Below are 17,654 nucleotides of genomic sequence, written 5' to 3' on the forward strand. Positions count from 1 at the left end.
TAAGGCGGCGGCAAGAGCGGACACAAGCCCCCTTCACGAAAATCATTTGGCTCCTTACGATGCGGGCATGAGCCCCCGGTGCTTGACCCCCGTCTCGTGACCCCGCAGTCCATGAGTCCAGGTTCCGTGAGCCCGGGTTCCGCGAACCCGTTTGCTACGGCTGCGCGATATGTCAGCCCGCGTTCTGTGGGCCCGAGCCCTGCGGCTCCGGGTTCTGCGGGCCCAGGTTCTGCGGGCCCGAGCCCTGCGAGCCCGAGCTCTGCGGGCCCGAGCCCTGCGAGCCCGAGCTCTGCGAGCCCGAGCCCTGCGAGCCCGAGCCCTGCGAGCCCGAGCCCTGCGAGCCCGAGCTCTGCGGGCCCGGGCTCTGCGGCTCCGGGGTCCGGGAGCCAGGGGTCCGTGAGCCTGAGCTCTGTGGGCCCGCGGTCCGTGGGTCCGCGGTCCGGGAGCCCGCGGTCCGTGGACCCGAGCTCTGTGAGCCCGCGGTCTGCGGCTCCGGGCTCTGTGAGCCCGGGGTCCGGGAGCCAGGGGTCCGGGAGCCCGAGCTCTGGGAGCCCGGGGGCTGTGGCTCCGCGTGCTGTGAGCTCGGGGGCCGCTGGTTTGCGGGGTGGGGTTCCGCGGTTTGTGTTGGTGCTTAGTGAGAACTGGACGTTGACGACTGGTCGCGACCTGCCGACGCTTGTGCGCTGGGCTCGTGAGGCGGAGGACACGGGGTTCGACGCGGTGATGGTCAGCGAGCACATCGTTCTTGGGCCGGACGCGGGGGCGGGCGGGGTGATGGGGAATCCGCGGGACTATGCCTTGCCCGGCAATCAGGATCCGTTCACGCCGTGGCCGGGTTCGCTGATGCTGTTGAGCGCGATCGCTTCGGTCACGTCCCGCATCAGGCTTGCGGCCGCCGCCGTGCTCGCGCCGTTGCGGCATCCGCTGGCGCTCGCTCGCGATCTCGGGACGCTCGATCTGCTGTCCGAGGGGCGTCTGGTCGTTCAGCCGACGGTGAGCTGGAGCCGGGACGAGTACGCGGCGCTCGGCGTTCCGTTCGGGGAACGCGGCGAGATCCTCGACGAGCAGCTGGAGATCTGGGAGCTGCTCTGGCGCGGTTCACCCGTGTCGTACGAGGGCAAGCATTTCGCGTTCGAGGACGTCTACTTCGAGCCGGGGGCGTACCGGCCAGACGGGCCGCGCATGTGGATCGGCGGGCAGCACCTTCACGACAGGCTGCTGCGGCGGCTCGTTCGGTATGGGCATGGCTTCCATCCGCTCGGGCGACCGGCGCCGGAGGAGCTGGAACGGCTGCGGAACGCGCTCATGGCGGCGGGGCGCGACCCGGGCATCGAGATGGTCGGCGGCGTCCGGCCGACGTTCCCCGACGATCATTCTGTTGCGCCGCTCGCGTTGGCGCTGGAGAGCATTCCCGAGCAGCTCGCGCAGGGGTTCACGACGATCTGCATCAAGCCGTCGCAGTACATCGATGACCCGGACGGGGTCGGCGCGTTCTGCCGCGAGGTCATCGCGAGGACGGACGCCGTACTCCCCTGAACTCCCAGTCGCCGCCGAGGGCGGTGGAGATGACCTCCTCGGACTCGCTCGGCTGCGCGCCTATGTCATCGCGGATCGGTACGGGGCCGGCGACGATGTGGTTGCGGAGCCGCCCGAGCCCCTCGGCCTCGACCTCGACAATGTCACCGGGCTGAACGGGACGCGAGTTGGCCGGGGTGCCCGACAGCAGGACGTCGCCGGGGTGGAGCGTGATCGTGCGGGCGATGTCGGCGACGAGGTAGTGCATGTCCCACTGCATCTCGTCGGTGTTGCCGTCCTGGACGAGCTCGCCGTTGACGTACGTGCGCAGGTACTTGCCGTGGAAGTCCCAGCCGGTGACCAGCCCGGGGCCGAGCGGGCACAGCGTGTCCGAGCCCTTCACGCGCAGCATGGAGCCCGCGTCGGTGTCGCGGAAGTCGTGCAGGCCGTAGTCGTTGGCGACGGTGTAGCCCGCGATGTGGTCGCCGGCCTCCTTGGGCGTGATGTTGCGCGTGGTCCGGCCGATGACGATCGCGATCTCGCCCTCATAGTTGAGGTACTTGCACCGTTCAGGCCGTACGACCGCGCCGCCGTGCGCGTTGAGGGCGGAGATCGGCTTGTGGAAGTACGTGGGGGCGGGCGGCAGTTTGGTCTGGAACTCCTCGACCCTGCTGCGGTGGTTGAGGTGCACCGCGACGACCTTGGTCGGCTTGCACGGCGGCAGGTGCACGGCGTCCTCGGCCCGCACGCGCCGCCCGTCGGCGCTCACCAGGTCGTCGCCGTCCCGGACGACCTGGACCTCGGACCCGTCCAGCAGCACGCGGCGATATTCGCGGGTACGGGGGTCGCCCCCCGGGTTGGCACTGTCCGTCATGAGGTGGTCGTCCATCCGTTCTCGGGGCGGTCGAACCAGATGTGCACCTGGCCGGTGCCTACGGAGTTCTCGTACGCGCTGTACAGGCGGCCCGGGGCGGTGCACGCCCGCTCCCCCAGCGCCCCGATCATCATCAGGTAGTGGCCGAAGCGGGCCTCGGGCTTGAAGCGCAGGAACTCCGGCATCGTGTGCAGGACCTTGGCATGGTCGCCGTTGAGGAACCATTCGATGCGTTCCTCATCGGCGCCACGCGCCTCGGGCGTGAAGATGTGCTCCGGCCCGCTCGCCTCGTGGTCGCGGATCTGCCGCAACGGCCAGAATGTGTGCGACAGCGCTCCGGAAGCGATCAGGAGCACGCGCCGGTCGGTGGCGGCGATCGCGTCGCCGAGCGCCCGGCCGAGCCGCAGGAAGTCCTCGGTGTCGGCCGTCTGGCAGACGCCGATCGACATCCATCGCTTTCCGGCCGCCCCTAGATAGGGGTCGTCCCGGACACCGAGGTGCGTCCACAGGTTGACGGTCGCGTAGTAGATCGGCAGGTACGGGTCGTCGATCGCGGTGATCCACGTGCCGTGCCGGTCGGCGCGGTCCGCGACGGCGTGCGCCAGCTCGGGGTCGCCAGGGAAGTCGTACGGCATCCGGCACATGCCGCGCGGCAGTTCCTCCGAGGTGTAGAGCCCGGCCCGCCGCTCCTGCGCGGTCGTCACGAACTCGACCGTCGTCGCCCAGTGCGAGTCGAGGACGACCACGGTGTCGTAGTCGTCGCGTTCGAAGACCTCCGCGCGCAGCCGCCGCAGCCCGGCGACGAGCGTGGTGTCCTCCCCGCCGTTCAGCTCCCGGCGGGTCACCTCGGGAAGCACGATCGTCGGTACGTGCGCGAGCAGCCCCGCGCCGACTACTTCTCCCATTGCTCGGCCCATGGCGCGGTCACCGTGTTCTTGAGGTCGCAGTAGAAGTCGAAGCTCCAGTCGCCGCCCTCGCGGCCCATCCCGGACTGGCGTGAGCCGCCGAACGGTGCCCGCAGGTCGCGGACGAAGAAGCAGTTGACCCAGGTCGTGCCCGACACCAGGCGGGCGCTCACGCGTTCGGCCCGTTCGGGATCGCCGGTGGCGAGGGTCGCGGCGAGCCCGTAGCGGGTTCCGTTGGCCATCGCGACGGCCTGCTCCTCGCTGTCGAACGTCTGGAGCGTCAGCACCGGCCCGAAGACCTCCTCGGTGAGGATCTCCGACCCCTCGGCCGCGCCTGCGAAGAGCGTCGGCCGGTAGTAGAGCCCGCCGAGATCCTCGTTCGGCCCGCCGCCGATGAGCGCCCGCGCGCCCGCCTCCTTGGCGCGCCGAACGAAGCCGTCCACGCGCTCGACATGGCGCCGGTGGATCTGCGGCCCGATGTCCGTGCTCTCCTCGCGCGGATCGCCCTGCCGGATCTCCGCGACCCGCGCCAGCAGGCGTTCGGTGAACGCGTCGGCGATCGGCGACTCGACCAGCAGCCGCGTGGCGGCCAGGCAGACCTGACCGGCGTTGTCGTACTGCTCCACCGCCAGATCGACGGCCAGGTCCAGATCAGCGTCCGCGAAGATCAGTAGCGGCGACTTGCCGCCCAGCTCCAGCGACAGCGGCGTCAGGTTGGGCGCTGCCGCCGCCGCGATCGTCTTCGCCGTCGGCACCGACCCGGTGAAGCTGATCCGCCGGACGTCCGGATGCGCGGTCAGCGGCCCGCCGACCTCCGCCCCGTACCCCTGAACGACGTTGAAGACGCCGTCCGGCACCCCGGCCTCCACCATGATGTCGGCCAGCAGCGACGCGGTCAGCGGCGTCCACTCGGCCGGCTTGAGCACCACCGTGTCGCCCGCCGCCAGCGCGGGCGCGATCTTCCAGGTGGCCAGCATCAGCGGCGCGTTCCAGGGTGTGATCAGCGCGCACACGCCGGCCGGATCCCAGCTCACGTGGTTGCGGTGCCCGCGCGTCTCGAAGTCCTCGTGCCCGAGCCGCAGCAGCCGGTCCGCGAAGAACCGGAAGTTGTGGGCCACCCGCGGCATCACCCCGCGCCGGTGCGACCGGATCAGCGCCCCGTTGTCGGAGGTCTCGAGCTGCGCGAGCTCCTCGATGCGCTTCTCGACCCCGTCCGCGACGGCGTGCAGCAGCCGAGCCCGTTCCTCACGCGAGGTCCGCGCCCACGCCGGGAACGCCCGCGCAGCCGCCGCGACCGCCAGATCGACCTCGGCGGCGCCACCCCGGGCGACCTCGGCGATGGGCTGCTCGTCGATCGGCGAGACATCGGTGAACGTCTCCGCGGAGCCGACCCGTTCGCCGCCGATCCAGTGCCTGACCTCGAAAGTCATCGCGTCATCCTCGCCAGGAAGCCGTCCACCAGAACACGGGTGCGCGCGAACGCGGCCGCCTCCTCACGCCGGATCTCCTCCATGAGAACCTCCGGCTCCAGGCCCTGCGACCGCACCTCGGCGTCGCCTCCGTTCCCCAGCCACAGCTCCAGTTCGTGGGCGGTGATCTCGGGGTGGAACTGCACCCCCATGGAACGCCCGATCGTGAACGCCTGCGAGCACACCTCGTTCCGCGCGATCTCGACCGCGCCCGGCGGCAGCAGGAACCGGTCGTAGTGGAACTGGAACCAGGGTCCGGGCCCGACCGCCGAGGCGTCATCGGTCTCGACCGGCACCCACCCGATCTCCGCTCGCGGAGCCCGTTCGACCGACCCGCCCAGCGCCGCGGCCAGCGCCTGCCCGCCGAAACAGATCCCGAGCAGCGGAACGTCGGCCTCGTGCGCCTTGCGCAGCATGGTCAGTTCCGGCGCGACCCACGCGCCGATCCGCTCGACGTCGTTCACCGACCAGGGCGACCCGAGCGGCACGACGAGATCCCAGTCGAGCGGGTCGGGGAACTCGCACTCGACGTTCGGCTCGAGATATCGCTCGGCGGGGACGACGACCAGCTCGGTGACGTCCCAGCCGTGGTCGACGAGCCGCTCCCCGACCGCTCCGGGCAGCGACAGATGGTCATGTCCGATCAGCAGTGCACGCACACGGTCGATCGTACGAACCCAAACGAGATACGGTCAACGCCCCCATCCGTCAGCCCCGTGCGTCAGCCCTGTCAGCGGGCGGTGCGCCGGTGGTCAGCGGGGCCGCCGATGCTCGGGAGCACAAGAACGAACCACTGAAGACCAAGGGAGCGATCATCATGAGCATTGTCGTCACCGGAGCCACCGGACAGCTGGGCCGCCTGGTCATCGACGAGCTGCTGGAGCGCGTTCCCGCCGACCAGGTCGTGGCCGTCGTGCGGAACGCGGCGAAGGCCACCGACCTCGCGGAGCGCGGCGTCGAGCTGAGGATCGCCGACTACACCGCGCCGGAGACGCTCGACGGCGTGTTCCAGGCGGGCGACCGGGTGCTGCTGATCTCCAGCAACGCGATGGAGGAGAACACCGCGCAGCACGCCGCCGTCGTGGACGCCGCCGTGAAGGCGAACGTCGCGCTGCTCGCCTACACCAGCGTGCTCGGCGGCGCCGCGGCGACGTTCCGGATCGCCGCGCACCACGCCGCGACCGAGGAGCTGATCCTGGCCTCCGGGCTGCCGCACGTCTTCCTGCGCAACGGCTGGTACAACGAGAACTACTCGGGCAACATCGGCTTCGTCCTGAAGTCGGGCATCGTGATGGGCAGCGCCGGCGAGGGCCGCATCGCCTCCGCCTCCCGCGCCGACTACGCCGCCGCCGCTGCCGCCGTGCTGACCGGCGAGGGCGAGGACGGCAGGAGCGTGTACGAGCTGAGCGGCGACGAGGCCTGGACCCTCGCCGACCTGGCGGCGGAGGTGTCGCGGCAGACCGGGCGGGAGATCGCCTACCGGGACCTGACGGCCGCGCGGTACAGCCAGATCATGGCGGACGCGGGCGTGCCGGTGCGGGACGCCGAGAGCGTCGCGGACGCCGACCTCGGCATCGCCCGCGGCGAGCTGGCCGCCGTCACCGGTGACCTGCGGCGCCTCATCGGGCGCCCGACCACGACGATCGCCGACTCCATCGCCGCCGCCCTCAAGAACTGACCTCCACGTCACGGCGACGGGCGCGCAGGATGAACGCGACCGCCACGGCACCGGCCAGCAGCGTCCCCGCTGCGACCGGGGCCAGAAAGCCGAAGCGCAGCCCGATGGACGCACGCACATCCACCCCAGGCGTCCCGTCCAGCCGCATGACGACCACCGACCAGGCACCGGAGGTCTTGTCCCAGGTCAGGTGGCGCGGGCCGGTCCCGGCGGAGCTCGCCACCCAGAAGCCCTGGCCGGTCGGCGACGCGAGGCGCGGCGTGCCGTTCACGCGCCGGAACGTGGCGTGGAACGGACTCAGCCTCGCGGACACGAACTCGTCGTACGAGCCGCCGCGCAGATACTCCTCGACCTTCGCCTTCGGCCCGATGCCCACGAACATCGGAACGGCCGGATCGGCGGGACGGACGTCGATCGCGACCTTGGCGGCCTCGCCGATGTCGGGACTGGGGTCGTCGGCGTGCGCCTCGTCCATGCCGACCTCGATCTCGTCGGTTTTCAGCGCGGCGGCCGGGGTGGCGAAGCGGTACTCGGGGGTGGCGAACCAGCCGCCCGACCAGGCCTGGAGGGCCGCCGCGGCGGCGAGGCCGGACCCGGCGAGCAGGAGGGCGACGGCGGCGATGACACGAGCGACGCGCATGAGGGATCTCCTTATTTAGCACAGTCGTATCAAAACGAAAGTAACACAGTCGTGCTAGAAAAGACCCATGCCGAAGGTGGTGGATCACGGAGCTCGGCGCCGGGACGTGGCGGCGGCGGTCTGGCGAGTCGTACGGCGCGACGGCCTGGACCAGGCGTCGGTGCGCAACGTCGCCCGCGAGGCGGACCTGTCGATGGGGTCGCTGCGGCACTACTTCACGACTCAGGCCGAGCTGCTGGCGTTCACGCTGCGCACGGTCATCGACCGCATCGAGGAACGGCTGGCCGCACTGCCCGAGGAGCCCGATCCGCGCCGCCGCGCCGAGGCGGTGCTCGCCGAACTGCTCCCGATGGACGCCGAACGCTCCGCCGAGAACGAGGTGTGGATCGCGTTCACCGCCCGCTCGCTGGTCGATCCCGAGCTGGGCGCCGTGCGTGACGAGGGCTATCGCGCGCTACGGAACGGCTGCCGCGCGCTGGTCATCGCGCTGGTGCCGGGCACGAGCGGCGACGGCGCCAGCGCCAGCGCCAGCGACGGCGGCAGCGCCAGCGACGGCGGCAGCGCCAGCGACAGCGACAGCCGCCGCGATGTCGAGCTCGAGGCAGCTCGCCTGCACGCGCTGGTGGACGGGCTGGCCGTGCACGCCGCCACCCGGCCGGACGAGACGACCCCGGAACGCATGCGTCAGATCGTTCGGGCCCATGTGGAGCAGCTCAGCGAAAAGAGCTGAAGCGGGCGCGGCGGGCCTCGGGGTCGACCCCGGTCACCTCGTGCAGGGCGTGCTCGATGGCCGCGGCGGTGCGGAGGCAGAACGCCTCGGGCTCGTCGGCGGCGTCGGGGCGTTCGGCGATGAGGGCGTCGACGATGCCGTCGGCGAGCAGGTCCGCGGACCGGACGCCCTGGGATTCGGCCAGCTCGGCGGCACGGTCGGGCGTTCGGTGAACGATGATCGAGGCACCCTCGGGCGGCAGAGGCGACAGCCAGGCGTGGCGCGCGGCCAGGACGCGGTCGGCCGGCAGGAGGGCGAGTGCGGCGCCGCCCGTTCCCTCGCCGAGCAGGAGGCAGAGCGTGCGGGCCGGAAGCGTGATCATGTCGGCCAGGCAGCGGGCGATCTCACCCGCCAGGCCGCCTTCCTCAGCCTCCTGTGAGAGGACGGCGCCCGGGGTGTCCACGACGGTGACCAGCGGCAGGTCCAGTTCGGCGGCCAGGCGCATGCCGCGACGCGCCACGCGCAGACCGGCCGGGCCGAGCGGGTGGCCGGTGCGCTGGCTGCGGCGGTCCTGGCCGACGACGACGCACGGGACCGAGCCGAAGCGGGCCAGCGCGAGGAGCAGCCCGGGATCGGCCTCGCCCTGGCCGGTGCCGGACAGCGGCGTGATGGCCGTCGCGCCGTGGCGGAGCAGCTCGCGGACGCCGGGACGATCGGGGCGGCGGGAGCGCACGATCGAGTCCCAGGCGGGCTCGTCGATCGGGTCGGCGGGCGGCTCGGGAACGGTCGCGGGCTCGGTCTGGGTGTGGAGGAGGACGTCGAGGGCGGTGGCGGCGATCCCGGAAAGGTCGTCGATGCCCACGACCGCGTCCAGGAGGCCCTTGGCGGCGAGGTTCTCGGCGACCTGCACGCCTTCGGGAAACGGCTCGCCGTAGAGACCCTCGTAGACGCGCGGACCCAGGAAGCCGATCAGTGCGCCGGGCTCGGCCGCCGTCACGTGGCCGAGCGAACCCCACGACGCGAAAACGCCGCCGGTGGTGGGATGGCGCAGGTAGACCAGGTAGGGCAGCCCGGCGGCGCGATGGCGGGTGACGGCGGCGGTGATCCGCGCCATCTGCACGAACGCGATCGTTCCCTCCTGCATGCGGGTGCCGCCCGAGCAGGGCGCGGCGAGCAGCGGCAGGCCCTCGGCGGTGGCGCGTTCGATCGCAGCAACGATCCGTTCGGCGGTGGCGACGCCGATCGACCCGGCGCGGAAGCCGAACTCCGAGGCCACGATCGCCACGCGGTGGCCGTGCAACAGTCCCTCGCCGGTGATGACCGCCTCGTCCGGCGGCATGCCCGCGGGCGGGGCGTCCCATGCCGCCCAGGTCCCGGTGTCCAGGACACGTTCCACCAGCTTCTGGGCGTCCATCCCGCAAGCCTAGGCGGCACCCGACGCCTGGCTGCGCGGCGGCCCGCCCCTGGGGCGTGGCGGGTCTGCCCCTGGTCAGGGGGCGGCTTCGCCTGCGATGCTCGATTCGTGGCCGTTGAGATCTTTTACACCCCCGCGACCGAACTGGCCCGGTCGATACGCGACCGCGAGATCTCCGCGCGCGAGGTCGTCCAGGCGCATCTCGACCGGATAGAGCGGGTCAATCCGCAGGTCAACGCCGTCGTGACGCTCACCGCCGAGCGCGCGCTGCGGGAGGCGCACGCCGCCGACGAACGGTTGATGACCGGCGCGTACGCGGGGCCGCTGCACGGGCTGCCGGTGGCGCACAAGGACACCCACGAGACCGCCGGGATCCGCACCACGCTGGGTTCGCCGATCTTCGCCGACCACGTGCCGGTACGCGACGAGCTGCTCATCGAACGGATGCGCGCCGCCGGGGTCATCACGCTGGGCAAGACCAACGTGCCCGAGTTCGCCGCCGGATCCCACACGTTCAACCCGGTGTTCGGGCCGACCCGCAACCCCTACGACCTCGGCAGGTCGGCGGGCGGCAGCAGCGGCGGCGCGGCGGCCGCGCTGGCCTGCGGGATGCACCCGATCGCCGACGGCAGCGACATGGGCGGCTCGCTGCGCAATCCCGCGTCGTTCTGCAACGTCGTCGGCTTCCGTCCGTCGCCGGGGCGCGTCCCGTCATGGCCCAGCGTCGCGCCGTGGTCGACGATGGGCGTCCAGGGCCCGATGGCACGAACGGTGGCCGACGCCGCGCTGCTGCTGTCGGTGATGGCCGGGCCCGACTCGCGCGACCCGATCTCGCTGGAGACGCCGGGCGAGACGTTCGGCCGCCCGCTGGACCGCGACCTGACCGGGCTGCGCGTCGCCTGGGCGCCCGACCTGGGCGGGCGGGTGCCCGTCGAGCCGGTGGTGAACGAGGTGCTCGGCGAGGCCGCGAAGGTCTTCGCCGACCTGGGCTGCGAGGTCGAGGAGGCGTGCCCGGATCTCACCGGCGCCGACGAGGTCTTCCGCACGCTCCGGGCCTGGGAGTTCGAGCTCAAGATGGGCGAGCTGGCGGACGAGCACGCGGGCCGGCTGAAGCAGTCGCTCGTCCACAACATCGAGTTCGGGCGGGCGCTCACCGGACCCGACGTCGGCAAGGCCGAGATCCTGCACGCCGCCCTCTACCAGCGCGTACGGGAGTTCTTCGAACGTTACGACGCGCTGCTGGCGCCGGTCAGCCAGGTGGTGCCGTTCGCCGCCGACCTCGAGTACCCGGACGAGGTCGCCGGACGGCCGATGATCGACTACCTGGAGTGGATGGGCTCGGCCTACTTCATCTCCGCGACCGGCTGCCCCGCCATCTCGGTGCCCGGCGGCTTCACACCGGAGGGCGCCGAGACGCCGGGGCTGCCCGTCGGCCTGCAGATCATCGGCCCGCACCGGTCCGACCTCGCCGTCCTGCAGATCGCGCACGCCTTCGAGCAGGCCACCATGCACCACACCCGGCGCCCCGCTCTCTAGCGAACGGGACGCCGCAGCTGGCTGCCGCAGCCGGCTAGGGCTTCTAGGGCTTGTAGGTGCGGGCTCGTTTCCACATCTCCAGGTAGGCCTCCGCGCCGCGCGACATGTCGGCGATGATCTCCGGGCCCGCCACGTTGCGGACGTCGGCGAGCCAGTCGGGCACCAGGCCGTAGTTGGCGACGCCCTCGGTGTTGACGTCCCAGGTACGCTCGCCGGTCCGTTCGCGGTCCAGCTTCACGTTCGGGTCGAACGGCGAGGTGTAGGGGTAGCGCAGCGGGTTCGCCTGGTTGTTCGCGCGGGCGGCGGGCAGCGGGCCGAGGCCGTTGGCGTCCAGGCCGTACCCGAAACCGAACAGGTAGCGCGGGTCGCTCGCCTTCTTGGCCGTACGCCACTCGCCGGCAAAGCTGGGCGCCGGCGACCCGTACGAGGTGACCATCCCGCCCAGCTTGTAGACCCGCGACGCGTAGCCCATGTCCATCCAGCTGTGCCCGGAGATCACGCCGGAGTACTTGGCCTTCTCCAGGATCGACAGCGTCTGGCCGGCGGCCTTGGCGCTCATGTGGTCGACCTCGACGATCATCCCGCGCTTGATCATGCCCTGGACCATGTGCGCGCCGAGGTCGGTGAGGCCGTTGATGTTGCAGTGCGGCGCCTTCGGATAGATCGGCAGCGTGACGCCGAGCGGGCGCAGGTAGGCCAGCGGCCCTGCGAGCAGGTCGGTGAGGTCGTTGGCGGGCGTGATCGGGTTGTCGTGCTCGGGCTCGCGGCAGGTGTCGGCCTGCCAGAACCGGCCGCTGCCGTAGAAGTTGCCGAGGTTCATGATGACGCCGGTCGTGTCGGGGTCGAACCGCACCCCGCACAGCGCGTTGTCGAACTTGTGGCAGACGAACATCGAGCTCACGCCGAGCTTCTTCATCTCGTCCAGGCCGCTGTCGATCTGCTGGGCGGTGCACTGCGGCCTCCCGCCGATCTGCCGGCAGCCGAACGGCTCGGAGGTCTCGATGCCGAGCACGACGGCGAGCTTGCCCTGCTCGATCACCTGGCGCGCCTCGTCCGGGTTGCGCACGACGCGGAACCAGCCCTTGCCCGGCCCGCCGCTCTGCTTGTCGACGTAGTCCTGCAGCGCGTACGTGCTCTGCGCCTGGAGCCGGATGGAGCTCATCTCGTCGCAGGGGTACTTCTTCAGCGGGTAGAGCTCGCACAGCGTCCGGTTGGACACCAGCTGGTTGACCAGGATGCGCTGCCCCGCGCGCCAGGACCGTTCCACCCACGTGTAGTACGCCTGCTGGTGCGTGAGGGAGTGCGCCGCGGGCCAGTCCTTGAACGTGGGCCAGCCGGTGGTGTCGTGCGTGCCGAACGGGCTGCCCTTGCTGACGAAGTTCTCGAACCAGGCGAGCGAGCCGTCCTTGCCGTGGTCGGGGCAGTCGCGCAGCGCCTCCTGGATGCCGCGCGGGTCGAACGCCTCGCCGCACAGCAGGTCGCCGCCGAAGCCCTCGTACGACATCAGGTGCGTGTGCGCGTCGATGTAGCCGCGCACCTGCCCGTCGGGGGTGGTGCCGCGGAACGGCGCGCCGGTGACGTTGACGCCGTCCTCGCCGGTCTGGGGCCCGGGATCGGCGTACGCCGCGTTCGCCGGGGCGGTGAGCAGGGCCGCGCAGCTCAGCAGCGCAGCGGCCAGGAGCGCAAGCGGTCGTCCGACCGGAGGGATCTTGCGGGGCATCGGGGGGAGCACCCCTTCCTGATGACAGAAGCAAACACAGGCTGATGACAGAAGCGAACACAGGCTGATGACAGAAGCGAACACAGGCTGATGGCAGAGGCGGACGCCGAAGGCGAGCACCAAAGAAGCGTTCGCTTACACCGTCAGATGATCAGTATCACGAGAGGGAGCTATACGTGAATACTCTTCACGTTAGAACCTCATGGCAGAAGTGGCAGCCGGAGCACTAGACATGCGCCGCGTTCGCTGGGCTCGGCGACCAGGCTGCCGCCGTGGGCCGCCGCGATGTCGCGGGAGATGGGCAGTCCGAGGCCGCTGCCGCCGGTGTCGCGCTTGCGGCTCTCGGCCAGCCGGTGGAAGCGCTTGAACACCAGCTCGCGGTCCTCCGCCGGGATGCCCGAGCCGTCGTCGGCGACCTCCAGCACCGCCTCGCCGCCCGACCGCCCGACCGTGATCCAGACGCCGGTCTCGGCGTGCCGTTCGGCGTTGTCGAGCAGGTTGGTGAGCAGCCGGATCAGGTGTGCGCGGGCGCCGACCACCATCACGCCCTCCTCGGCGTCCACGTGGACCGGGACCCGCCGCGTCCGGCGCCTGCCCTCGTCGCGCGCCAGTTCGCCGAGGTCGACCGGTTCACGTTCGACCTGCACGCCCGCGTCCAGCTTGGCCAGCATCAGCAGGTCGGTGACGATGCGCTGCAGCCGGTCGGCGTCGGCGAGCGCGGCCCGCGCCACCGTCGGCCAGTCCTCGTCGCGCGGGTGCTCCAGCGCCACCTCCAGCTGGGCGCGCAGGCCCGTCAGCGGGCTGCGCAGCTCGTGCGAGGCGTCGGCGACGAACGCGCGGTGCCGTTCGACCACGCCCTCCAGCCGGCGCAGCGTCACGTTCACCGACTCGGCCAGCTCGGCGACCTCGTCGCCGGAGTCGGGCACGGTCACCCGCCGTTCACCCTCGCCCCCGGTGATCGCGGTGAGCTCGGCGCTCATCACCCGCACCGGCCGCAGCGCCCGCCGGACCGCGCGCCAGACGGCCCAGCCGAGCAGGGCCAGGATCAGCGCGATCCCGAGCACCAGCGTGCCCAGGAAGAACCCCTTGGCCTGCTTGAACTCGGTCATCGGCGACCCGGCGTAGACGGTCCGCCAGCCGTCCTTGTCGTGCACCCGGCGGCCGACCACGTAGATGTCGTTCGCCACGCCCGGGACCGAGACCGTCACGGCGAGCCCGCCGTCGCCGTCGGGCCGTTCGGTGGTGATCGCCGCGCTATGGGCCAGTGACCTGCTGGAGGCCAGGACGCGGCCGGTGTCGTCGACGATCTGGAGCATGGAGAAGCCCTGCACCTCGTCGTGCAGCGCCCCGGCGCCGCGCGGGTTCGAGGACTCCTCGAGGTCGACCAGCTCGGCGACGGCCTGCTGACCCCGGTCGTTCAGCTGCTCGTAAACCGTCCGCCGGATCGCCTGGTAGAACGCGATGACTCCGACGATCAGCAGGCAGCCGACCACCGCGATCGCCACCCCGGTGACGCGCGCCCGCAGGGACCACCTCGACGGCGGCCAACGCACCCTGTGGGCGGTCATCCCCGGCGCCCTCCCGTCCCCGGTCGCGCACGGCGGCTACCGTGCGGCTTCGCACGCCTGGGGGGTGAGCGTATGGAGATGTACAACGATCAGCAGAACTGGTTGTAACCAAACCATTGCCTTGCGAAACCTACCGGGCGATTCGCCGGTGACCGGGACGGGCCGTGCCGTCGCCGTCCCGGTCACCGCGCGGACCCGCCGTAAGAGCGCCCCGAACGGCGGGGACGGTCGGCTCCGCCATCGCGGGGCCGGCAGTCACCATCCTGGGTTCCGATCCCTACTAAGTCAATAGGTTTTATCGGAAAAACCCGAATCGATGTCCGCGCGTGCGGCGCCTCCCACCCCTGGGGTGCCGTCCGCGCGGACATCGCCTTCGATGCCGCCAACCACCGCGACCCCGCCCGCCGAGGAGGATCCGGCGAGGTCATCGGGCCGGTTGCCGATCCACTGACCACTCTGCACGGCCTCTGTGCACACGGTGAAACATCGAAGTGACGATCACGTTTCCGGACCGATCGGGTCTTCGGGCACAATCGACGGGCACAATCGACAGGGCCGGTCACTCCCGCCCGAAAGGACACCCACCCCCTCATGGACGCTCACGCGACCGGCCCGCTGCTGCCCTCCGACCCGCGCACGCTGGGCGGGCACAGGCTGCTCGGCCGCATCGGCGCGGGCGGCATGGGCACCGTCTACCTCGGCGAGGACCGTACGGGCCGCCAGGTCGCGGTCAAGGTCATCCACCCCGAACTGGCGATGGACCCCGGGTTCCGGGCCCGCTTCTCCGGCGAGGCCGACCTCGCCGGGCGGGTCGCCTCGTTCTGCACGGCCACGGTGCTGGACCACGGCGAGGACGACGGCCGCCCCTACCTGGTGAGCGAGTACGTCGGCGGCATGACGCTGGAGCGCCGGATCACCGGCGACGGCCCGCTCCCGCCCGCCGACCTGCACGGCGTCGCCGTCGGCGTCGCGACCGCCCTGGCCGCCATCCACTCGGCCGGCCTGGTGCACCGCGACCTGAAGCCCGCCAACGTCGTCCTCACGCTCTCCGGCTGCCGGGTGATCGACTTCGGCATCGCCCGGGGCCAGGACTCCACCTCCACGCTCACCGGAACCGGCACGGCCCTCGGCACCCCCGGCTGGATGCCGCCCGAGGTCCTGGCCGGTCACGCCGCGACGACGGCCGCCGACATCTTCGCCTGGGGCTGCCTGGTCGTCCGCGCCGGAACGGGCCGCCTCCCGTTCGACACCGAGGGCCGGCCACCCGCCGAGGCCGCCCTCCGCGTCATGAACGACGAGCCCGACCTCACCGGCCTCCCCGAATCCCTGGCGGCGAGCGTCCGTTCCGCCCTCGCCAAGGACCCGGAGGACCGCCCGGCCGCCTCCGAGCTGATGCTCACCCTGGTCGAACGCCAGGAAACCCCCAGGCGCGCCCCTACCGCAGCGCAGCTCCCCGCCCCGCTCGCGGTCCCGGCCCCCGGCCCTGTTCCGCTACCGCCGGGCTCAGGCGACACCCAGATCCTCCGCACCATGGACGCCCCACAGCCCGCCCCGCGTTCCGCCCTCAAGACCCGTCTGCTGGCCGGAGCAGGCGCTGCCGTGGCCACGGTCCTCATCGGAGCCCTGATCATGGGCATGACCGGCGGCGACAACGACAAGGCGGCCGACCCCGCCCCCACCACCTCAGCGCCCGCTCCCCCGCCGCCGGCGCCCTCCATCAAGCCGAAGCCCAAGCCTCCCCCGCACGCGCACCCCAGGAAGCCCCCGAAACAGCCCAAGAAGAAGCCCCGCCGCAACAAGCACCGCAAACACCCCGGCTAAAGCGAGACGACACCCTCACGCCCTTGAAGACGAGCGGTGAGCAGCTCGCGGCCGCCTTGCCGTACGGGCAGCTCGGCCCCCAAAGCGGCGAGGTCGGCGCGGACCGCGTCGGGCTCGGGGTGGACGGCCTCGAACGAGATGAGCGGGACGACGGGCAGCTCTGCGGCGGGGTGCGGGGTGTCGCCCCAGTCGATCAAGAACGGAACGAGCCCGGTGATCAGTGGCGTCAGCCGCCACTGGAGGACCCGGCCGTCAGGTCTGCGGCGGGACATGTCGTGGGCGGGGCCGGGTTCGTAACCGGCGGCGCGGGCTCGCGCGACGGCGGCGTCGATGTCGCTCGTCGCTACGGCCCAGGCGACCAGGGCGGGAGCAGTCAGGTCGTCCACGCCGAACGGGCGGGGCGCGTCAGGGGCGGGCTGGTCGGGATCGGGACCGACGATCTCCAGGTAGGTCGGGCCGCCCAGGCCCAGGAGGTGGTTGCGGGTGCCCAGGCCCACGTGCGGGCCGCCGGGGATCGGGTCCACGCCCGTGCGGCGGGCGATGTCGGCTACCGCGGCGGACAGGTCGGGAGCGGCGTAGACGAGATGGTCGATCATGGACACCAGTTGATCACGGGCACCCGTTGATCATGTGGACCGGCTGATCGGTGGACCGGCTGATCAGGTGGACCGGTTGATCAGGTGCGCCAGATGAGGACCAGGGCGCAGTCGTCGTCTCGGGCGGCGGCCATGGCCTCGACGAGTTCCTTGGCGCCCTTGCGGAAGCCTTCGGGGACCAGGCGTTCGGCCTCGCCCAGGAGACGGTCGATGCCCGCGTCGAGGTCGCGGCCGGGCATCTCGACCAGGCCGTCGGTGTAGAGGAGGAGGGCGTCGCCGGGGCGGAGGAGGCCGCGCTCGGGCTCGGAGCGCAGGTCGGGGACGACGCCGAGGACGACGCCCTTGGCAGAGCTGACCTGCCAGGTGCCGCTGCCGGCGTCGAACTGGACCGCGGGCGGGTGGCCGGCGGACTCCACGGAGTACTCGCCGGTGGCCAGATCGATCACCACGTGGACGGCGGTGACGAAACCCTCATCCCAGCGCTGTCGTTGCAGGTAAGCATTGCAAGCCGGGAGAAAGCGGTCACTCTGGATCGATCCAAGCAATCCACCGAAAGCGCCCGACAGCATGAGCGCGCGGGTGCCGGCGTCGGTCCCCTTGCCGGAGACGTCGACCAGCGCGACCTCCAGCCGGTCGCCGTCGCAGGTGGACACGACGAAGTCGCCGCCGAACGAGGAGCCTCCCGCCTGCAGCAGCACGACCTGGGTGTCCCAGCCGTCCGGCAGCGGCGGCATCTCGCCCTGGCGGCGCAGCCGTTCGCGCAGCTCCAGCAGCATCGAGTCGCCGCGCAGGCCCTGCACGCCGAGCAGCTGCCGGGTGCGGGCGAGCGTGAGGGCCAGCACGCCGCTGATCGTCAGCGTCGCGATCATCCCCGGGCCGATCGCCGAACGGTCGTGCCAGGCGTCGTAGGTGATCGTCACCAGGACCACCACGAGCAGGGCGGACAGCGTGCGCACCCGGAGCAGCAGGCCGCCGCCGACGACGGTGAGGACCAGCGCGCCCGACGGAGCCCAGGCACGCGACTCGGCGGCCGCGAGGCCCAGGGCGACCGTAAGTATCGCCAGGGCGACGAACACATAGCGTTCCCGGGTCAGCTTGCCCCGCCGCAGCCACCTGTAGATCCGCACGAGTATGGGAATCCTGCGCAGGAAGGCGCGGACCCGTGGCGGAAGCAGGTGGACCAGACGTTGCAGCATGACTCCGGCACTG

The 17,654-nt window shown here is 71.6% G+C and carries 16 protein-coding genes; 5 read left to right on the forward strand and 11 right to left on the reverse strand.

What is annotated here, in order from left to right; genetic code table 11:
- Window positions 1–111 precede the first annotated feature (111 nt).
- A complete protein-coding gene (locus J4573_RS56565) occupies window positions 112–1,536 on the forward strand; it encodes a TIGR03619 family F420-dependent LLM class oxidoreductase (protein WP_372442767.1) in 1,425 nt (474 codons plus the stop codon).
- Here J4573_RS56565 and J4573_RS01365 read toward each other — a convergent pair.
- Genes J4573_RS01365 through J4573_RS01380 form a run of 4 tightly spaced genes read right to left on the reverse strand, consistent with a single transcriptional unit; the run spans window position 1,505 to window position 5,422 of the window.
- On the reverse strand, window positions 1,505–2,389 hold the full coding sequence (locus tag J4573_RS01365) for a fumarylacetoacetate hydrolase family protein (protein WP_208253334.1): 885 nt from the start codon (window positions 2,387–2,389) through the stop codon (window positions 1,505–1,507). The two genes, J4573_RS56565 and J4573_RS01365, sit on opposite strands and share 32 nt — an antisense overlap.
- Window positions 2,386–3,294 carry a 3,4-dihydroxyphenylacetate 2,3-dioxygenase gene (locus J4573_RS01370; RefSeq protein WP_208253335.1) on the reverse strand — a complete coding sequence of 303 codons (909 nt, stop codon included), beginning with the start codon at window positions 3,292–3,294 and terminating at the stop codon, window positions 2,386–2,388. Before J4573_RS01370 ends, J4573_RS01365 begins: the two co-directional genes overlap by 4 nt.
- Window positions 3,282–4,724 carry an aldehyde dehydrogenase gene (locus J4573_RS01375; protein WP_208253336.1) on the reverse strand — a complete coding sequence of 481 codons (1,443 nt, stop codon included), beginning with the start codon at window positions 4,722–4,724 and terminating at the stop codon, window positions 3,282–3,284. The genes J4573_RS01370 and J4573_RS01375 overlap by 13 nt, the downstream gene beginning before the upstream one ends.
- On the reverse strand, window positions 4,721–5,422 hold the full coding sequence (locus J4573_RS01380; protein ID WP_208253337.1) for a type 1 glutamine amidotransferase: 702 nt from the start codon (window positions 5,420–5,422) through the stop codon (window positions 4,721–4,723). The genes J4573_RS01375 and J4573_RS01380 overlap by 4 nt, the downstream gene beginning before the upstream one ends.
- A 158-nt stretch (window positions 5,423–5,580) precedes the next feature.
- On the opposite strand from J4573_RS01380, the gene J4573_RS01385 reads away from it, so the two are divergent.
- The gene (locus J4573_RS01385) at window positions 5,581–6,441 is read left to right on the forward strand and encodes an NAD(P)H-binding protein (protein WP_208253338.1); all 861 of its coding nucleotides are present in this window, start codon (window positions 5,581–5,583) and stop codon (window positions 6,439–6,441) included.
- On the opposite strand, the gene J4573_RS01390 is transcribed toward J4573_RS01385, so the two are convergent.
- The gene (locus J4573_RS01390) at window positions 6,431–7,081 is read right to left on the reverse strand and encodes a hypothetical protein (RefSeq protein WP_208253339.1); all 651 of its coding nucleotides are present in this window, start codon (window positions 7,079–7,081) and stop codon (window positions 6,431–6,433) included. The two genes, J4573_RS01385 and J4573_RS01390, sit on opposite strands and share 11 nt — an antisense overlap.
- A 67-nt stretch (window positions 7,082–7,148) precedes the next feature.
- Here J4573_RS01390 and J4573_RS01395 point away from each other — a divergent pair, with 67 nt between their 5' ends.
- Window positions 7,149–7,811 (forward strand): TetR/AcrR family transcriptional regulator, encoded by a 663-nt coding sequence (locus J4573_RS01395; protein ID WP_208253340.1) that lies wholly within the window; start codon window positions 7,149–7,151, stop codon window positions 7,809–7,811.
- Here the strand turns inward: J4573_RS01395 and J4573_RS01400 are convergent.
- Window positions 7,795–9,204 carry a carboxyl transferase domain-containing protein gene (locus J4573_RS01400; RefSeq protein ID WP_208253341.1) on the reverse strand — a complete coding sequence of 470 codons (1,410 nt, stop codon included), beginning with the start codon at window positions 9,202–9,204 and terminating at the stop codon, window positions 7,795–7,797. The genes J4573_RS01395 and J4573_RS01400 overlap by 17 nt on opposite strands.
- A gap of 108 nt (window positions 9,205–9,312) precedes the next feature.
- Here J4573_RS01400 and J4573_RS01405 point away from each other — a divergent pair, with 108 nt between their 5' ends.
- On the forward strand, window positions 9,313–10,740 hold the full coding sequence (locus J4573_RS01405; protein ID WP_307796443.1) for an amidase: 1,428 nt from the start codon (window positions 9,313–9,315) through the stop codon (window positions 10,738–10,740).
- Window positions 10,741–10,783: 43 nt separating this feature from the next.
- Here the strand turns inward: J4573_RS01405 and J4573_RS01410 are convergent, their stop codons facing one another.
- The 3 genes from J4573_RS01410 to J4573_RS01420 all read right to left on the reverse strand — a co-directional run bounded on the left by J4573_RS01410 (window position 10,784) and on the right by J4573_RS01420 (window position 14,490).
- A complete protein-coding gene (locus J4573_RS01410; protein ID WP_243772286.1) occupies window positions 10,784–12,460 on the reverse strand; it encodes an amidohydrolase family protein in 1,677 nt (558 codons plus the stop codon).
- Window positions 12,461–12,660: 200 nt separating this feature from the next.
- Complete coding sequence (locus tag J4573_RS01415) at window positions 12,661–14,028, reverse strand: sensor histidine kinase (RefSeq protein ID WP_208253342.1); 1,368 nt, start codon at window positions 14,026–14,028, stop codon at window positions 12,661–12,663.
- 285 nt (window positions 14,029–14,313) lie between these two features.
- The gene (locus tag J4573_RS01420; protein WP_208253343.1) at window positions 14,314–14,490 is read right to left on the reverse strand and encodes a hypothetical protein; all 177 of its coding nucleotides are present in this window, start codon (window positions 14,488–14,490) and stop codon (window positions 14,314–14,316) included.
- A gap of 129 nt (window positions 14,491–14,619) precedes the next feature.
- Between J4573_RS01420 and J4573_RS01425 the strand changes: the two genes are divergently transcribed.
- On the forward strand, window positions 14,620–15,849 hold the full coding sequence (locus J4573_RS01425; RefSeq protein WP_208253344.1) for a serine/threonine-protein kinase: 1,230 nt from the start codon (window positions 14,620–14,622) through the stop codon (window positions 15,847–15,849).
- On the opposite strand, the gene J4573_RS01430 is transcribed toward J4573_RS01425, so the two are convergent.
- A complete protein-coding gene (locus J4573_RS01430; RefSeq protein ID WP_208253345.1) occupies window positions 15,846–16,445 on the reverse strand; it encodes a VOC family protein in 600 nt (199 codons plus the stop codon). The genes J4573_RS01425 and J4573_RS01430 overlap by 4 nt on opposite strands.
- Window positions 16,446–16,525: 80 nt before the next feature.
- Window positions 16,526–17,641: a PP2C family protein-serine/threonine phosphatase gene (locus J4573_RS01435; protein ID WP_208253346.1), complete on the reverse strand. Its 1,116-nt coding sequence runs from the start codon at window positions 17,639–17,641 to the stop codon at window positions 16,526–16,528.
- Window positions 17,642–17,654: the final 13 nt, after the last annotated feature.

It is taken from the genome of Actinomadura barringtoniae (genome assembly GCF_017573505.1).
Lineage (GTDB): Bacteria > Actinomycetota > Actinomycetes > Streptosporangiales > Streptosporangiaceae > Spirillospora > Spirillospora barringtoniae.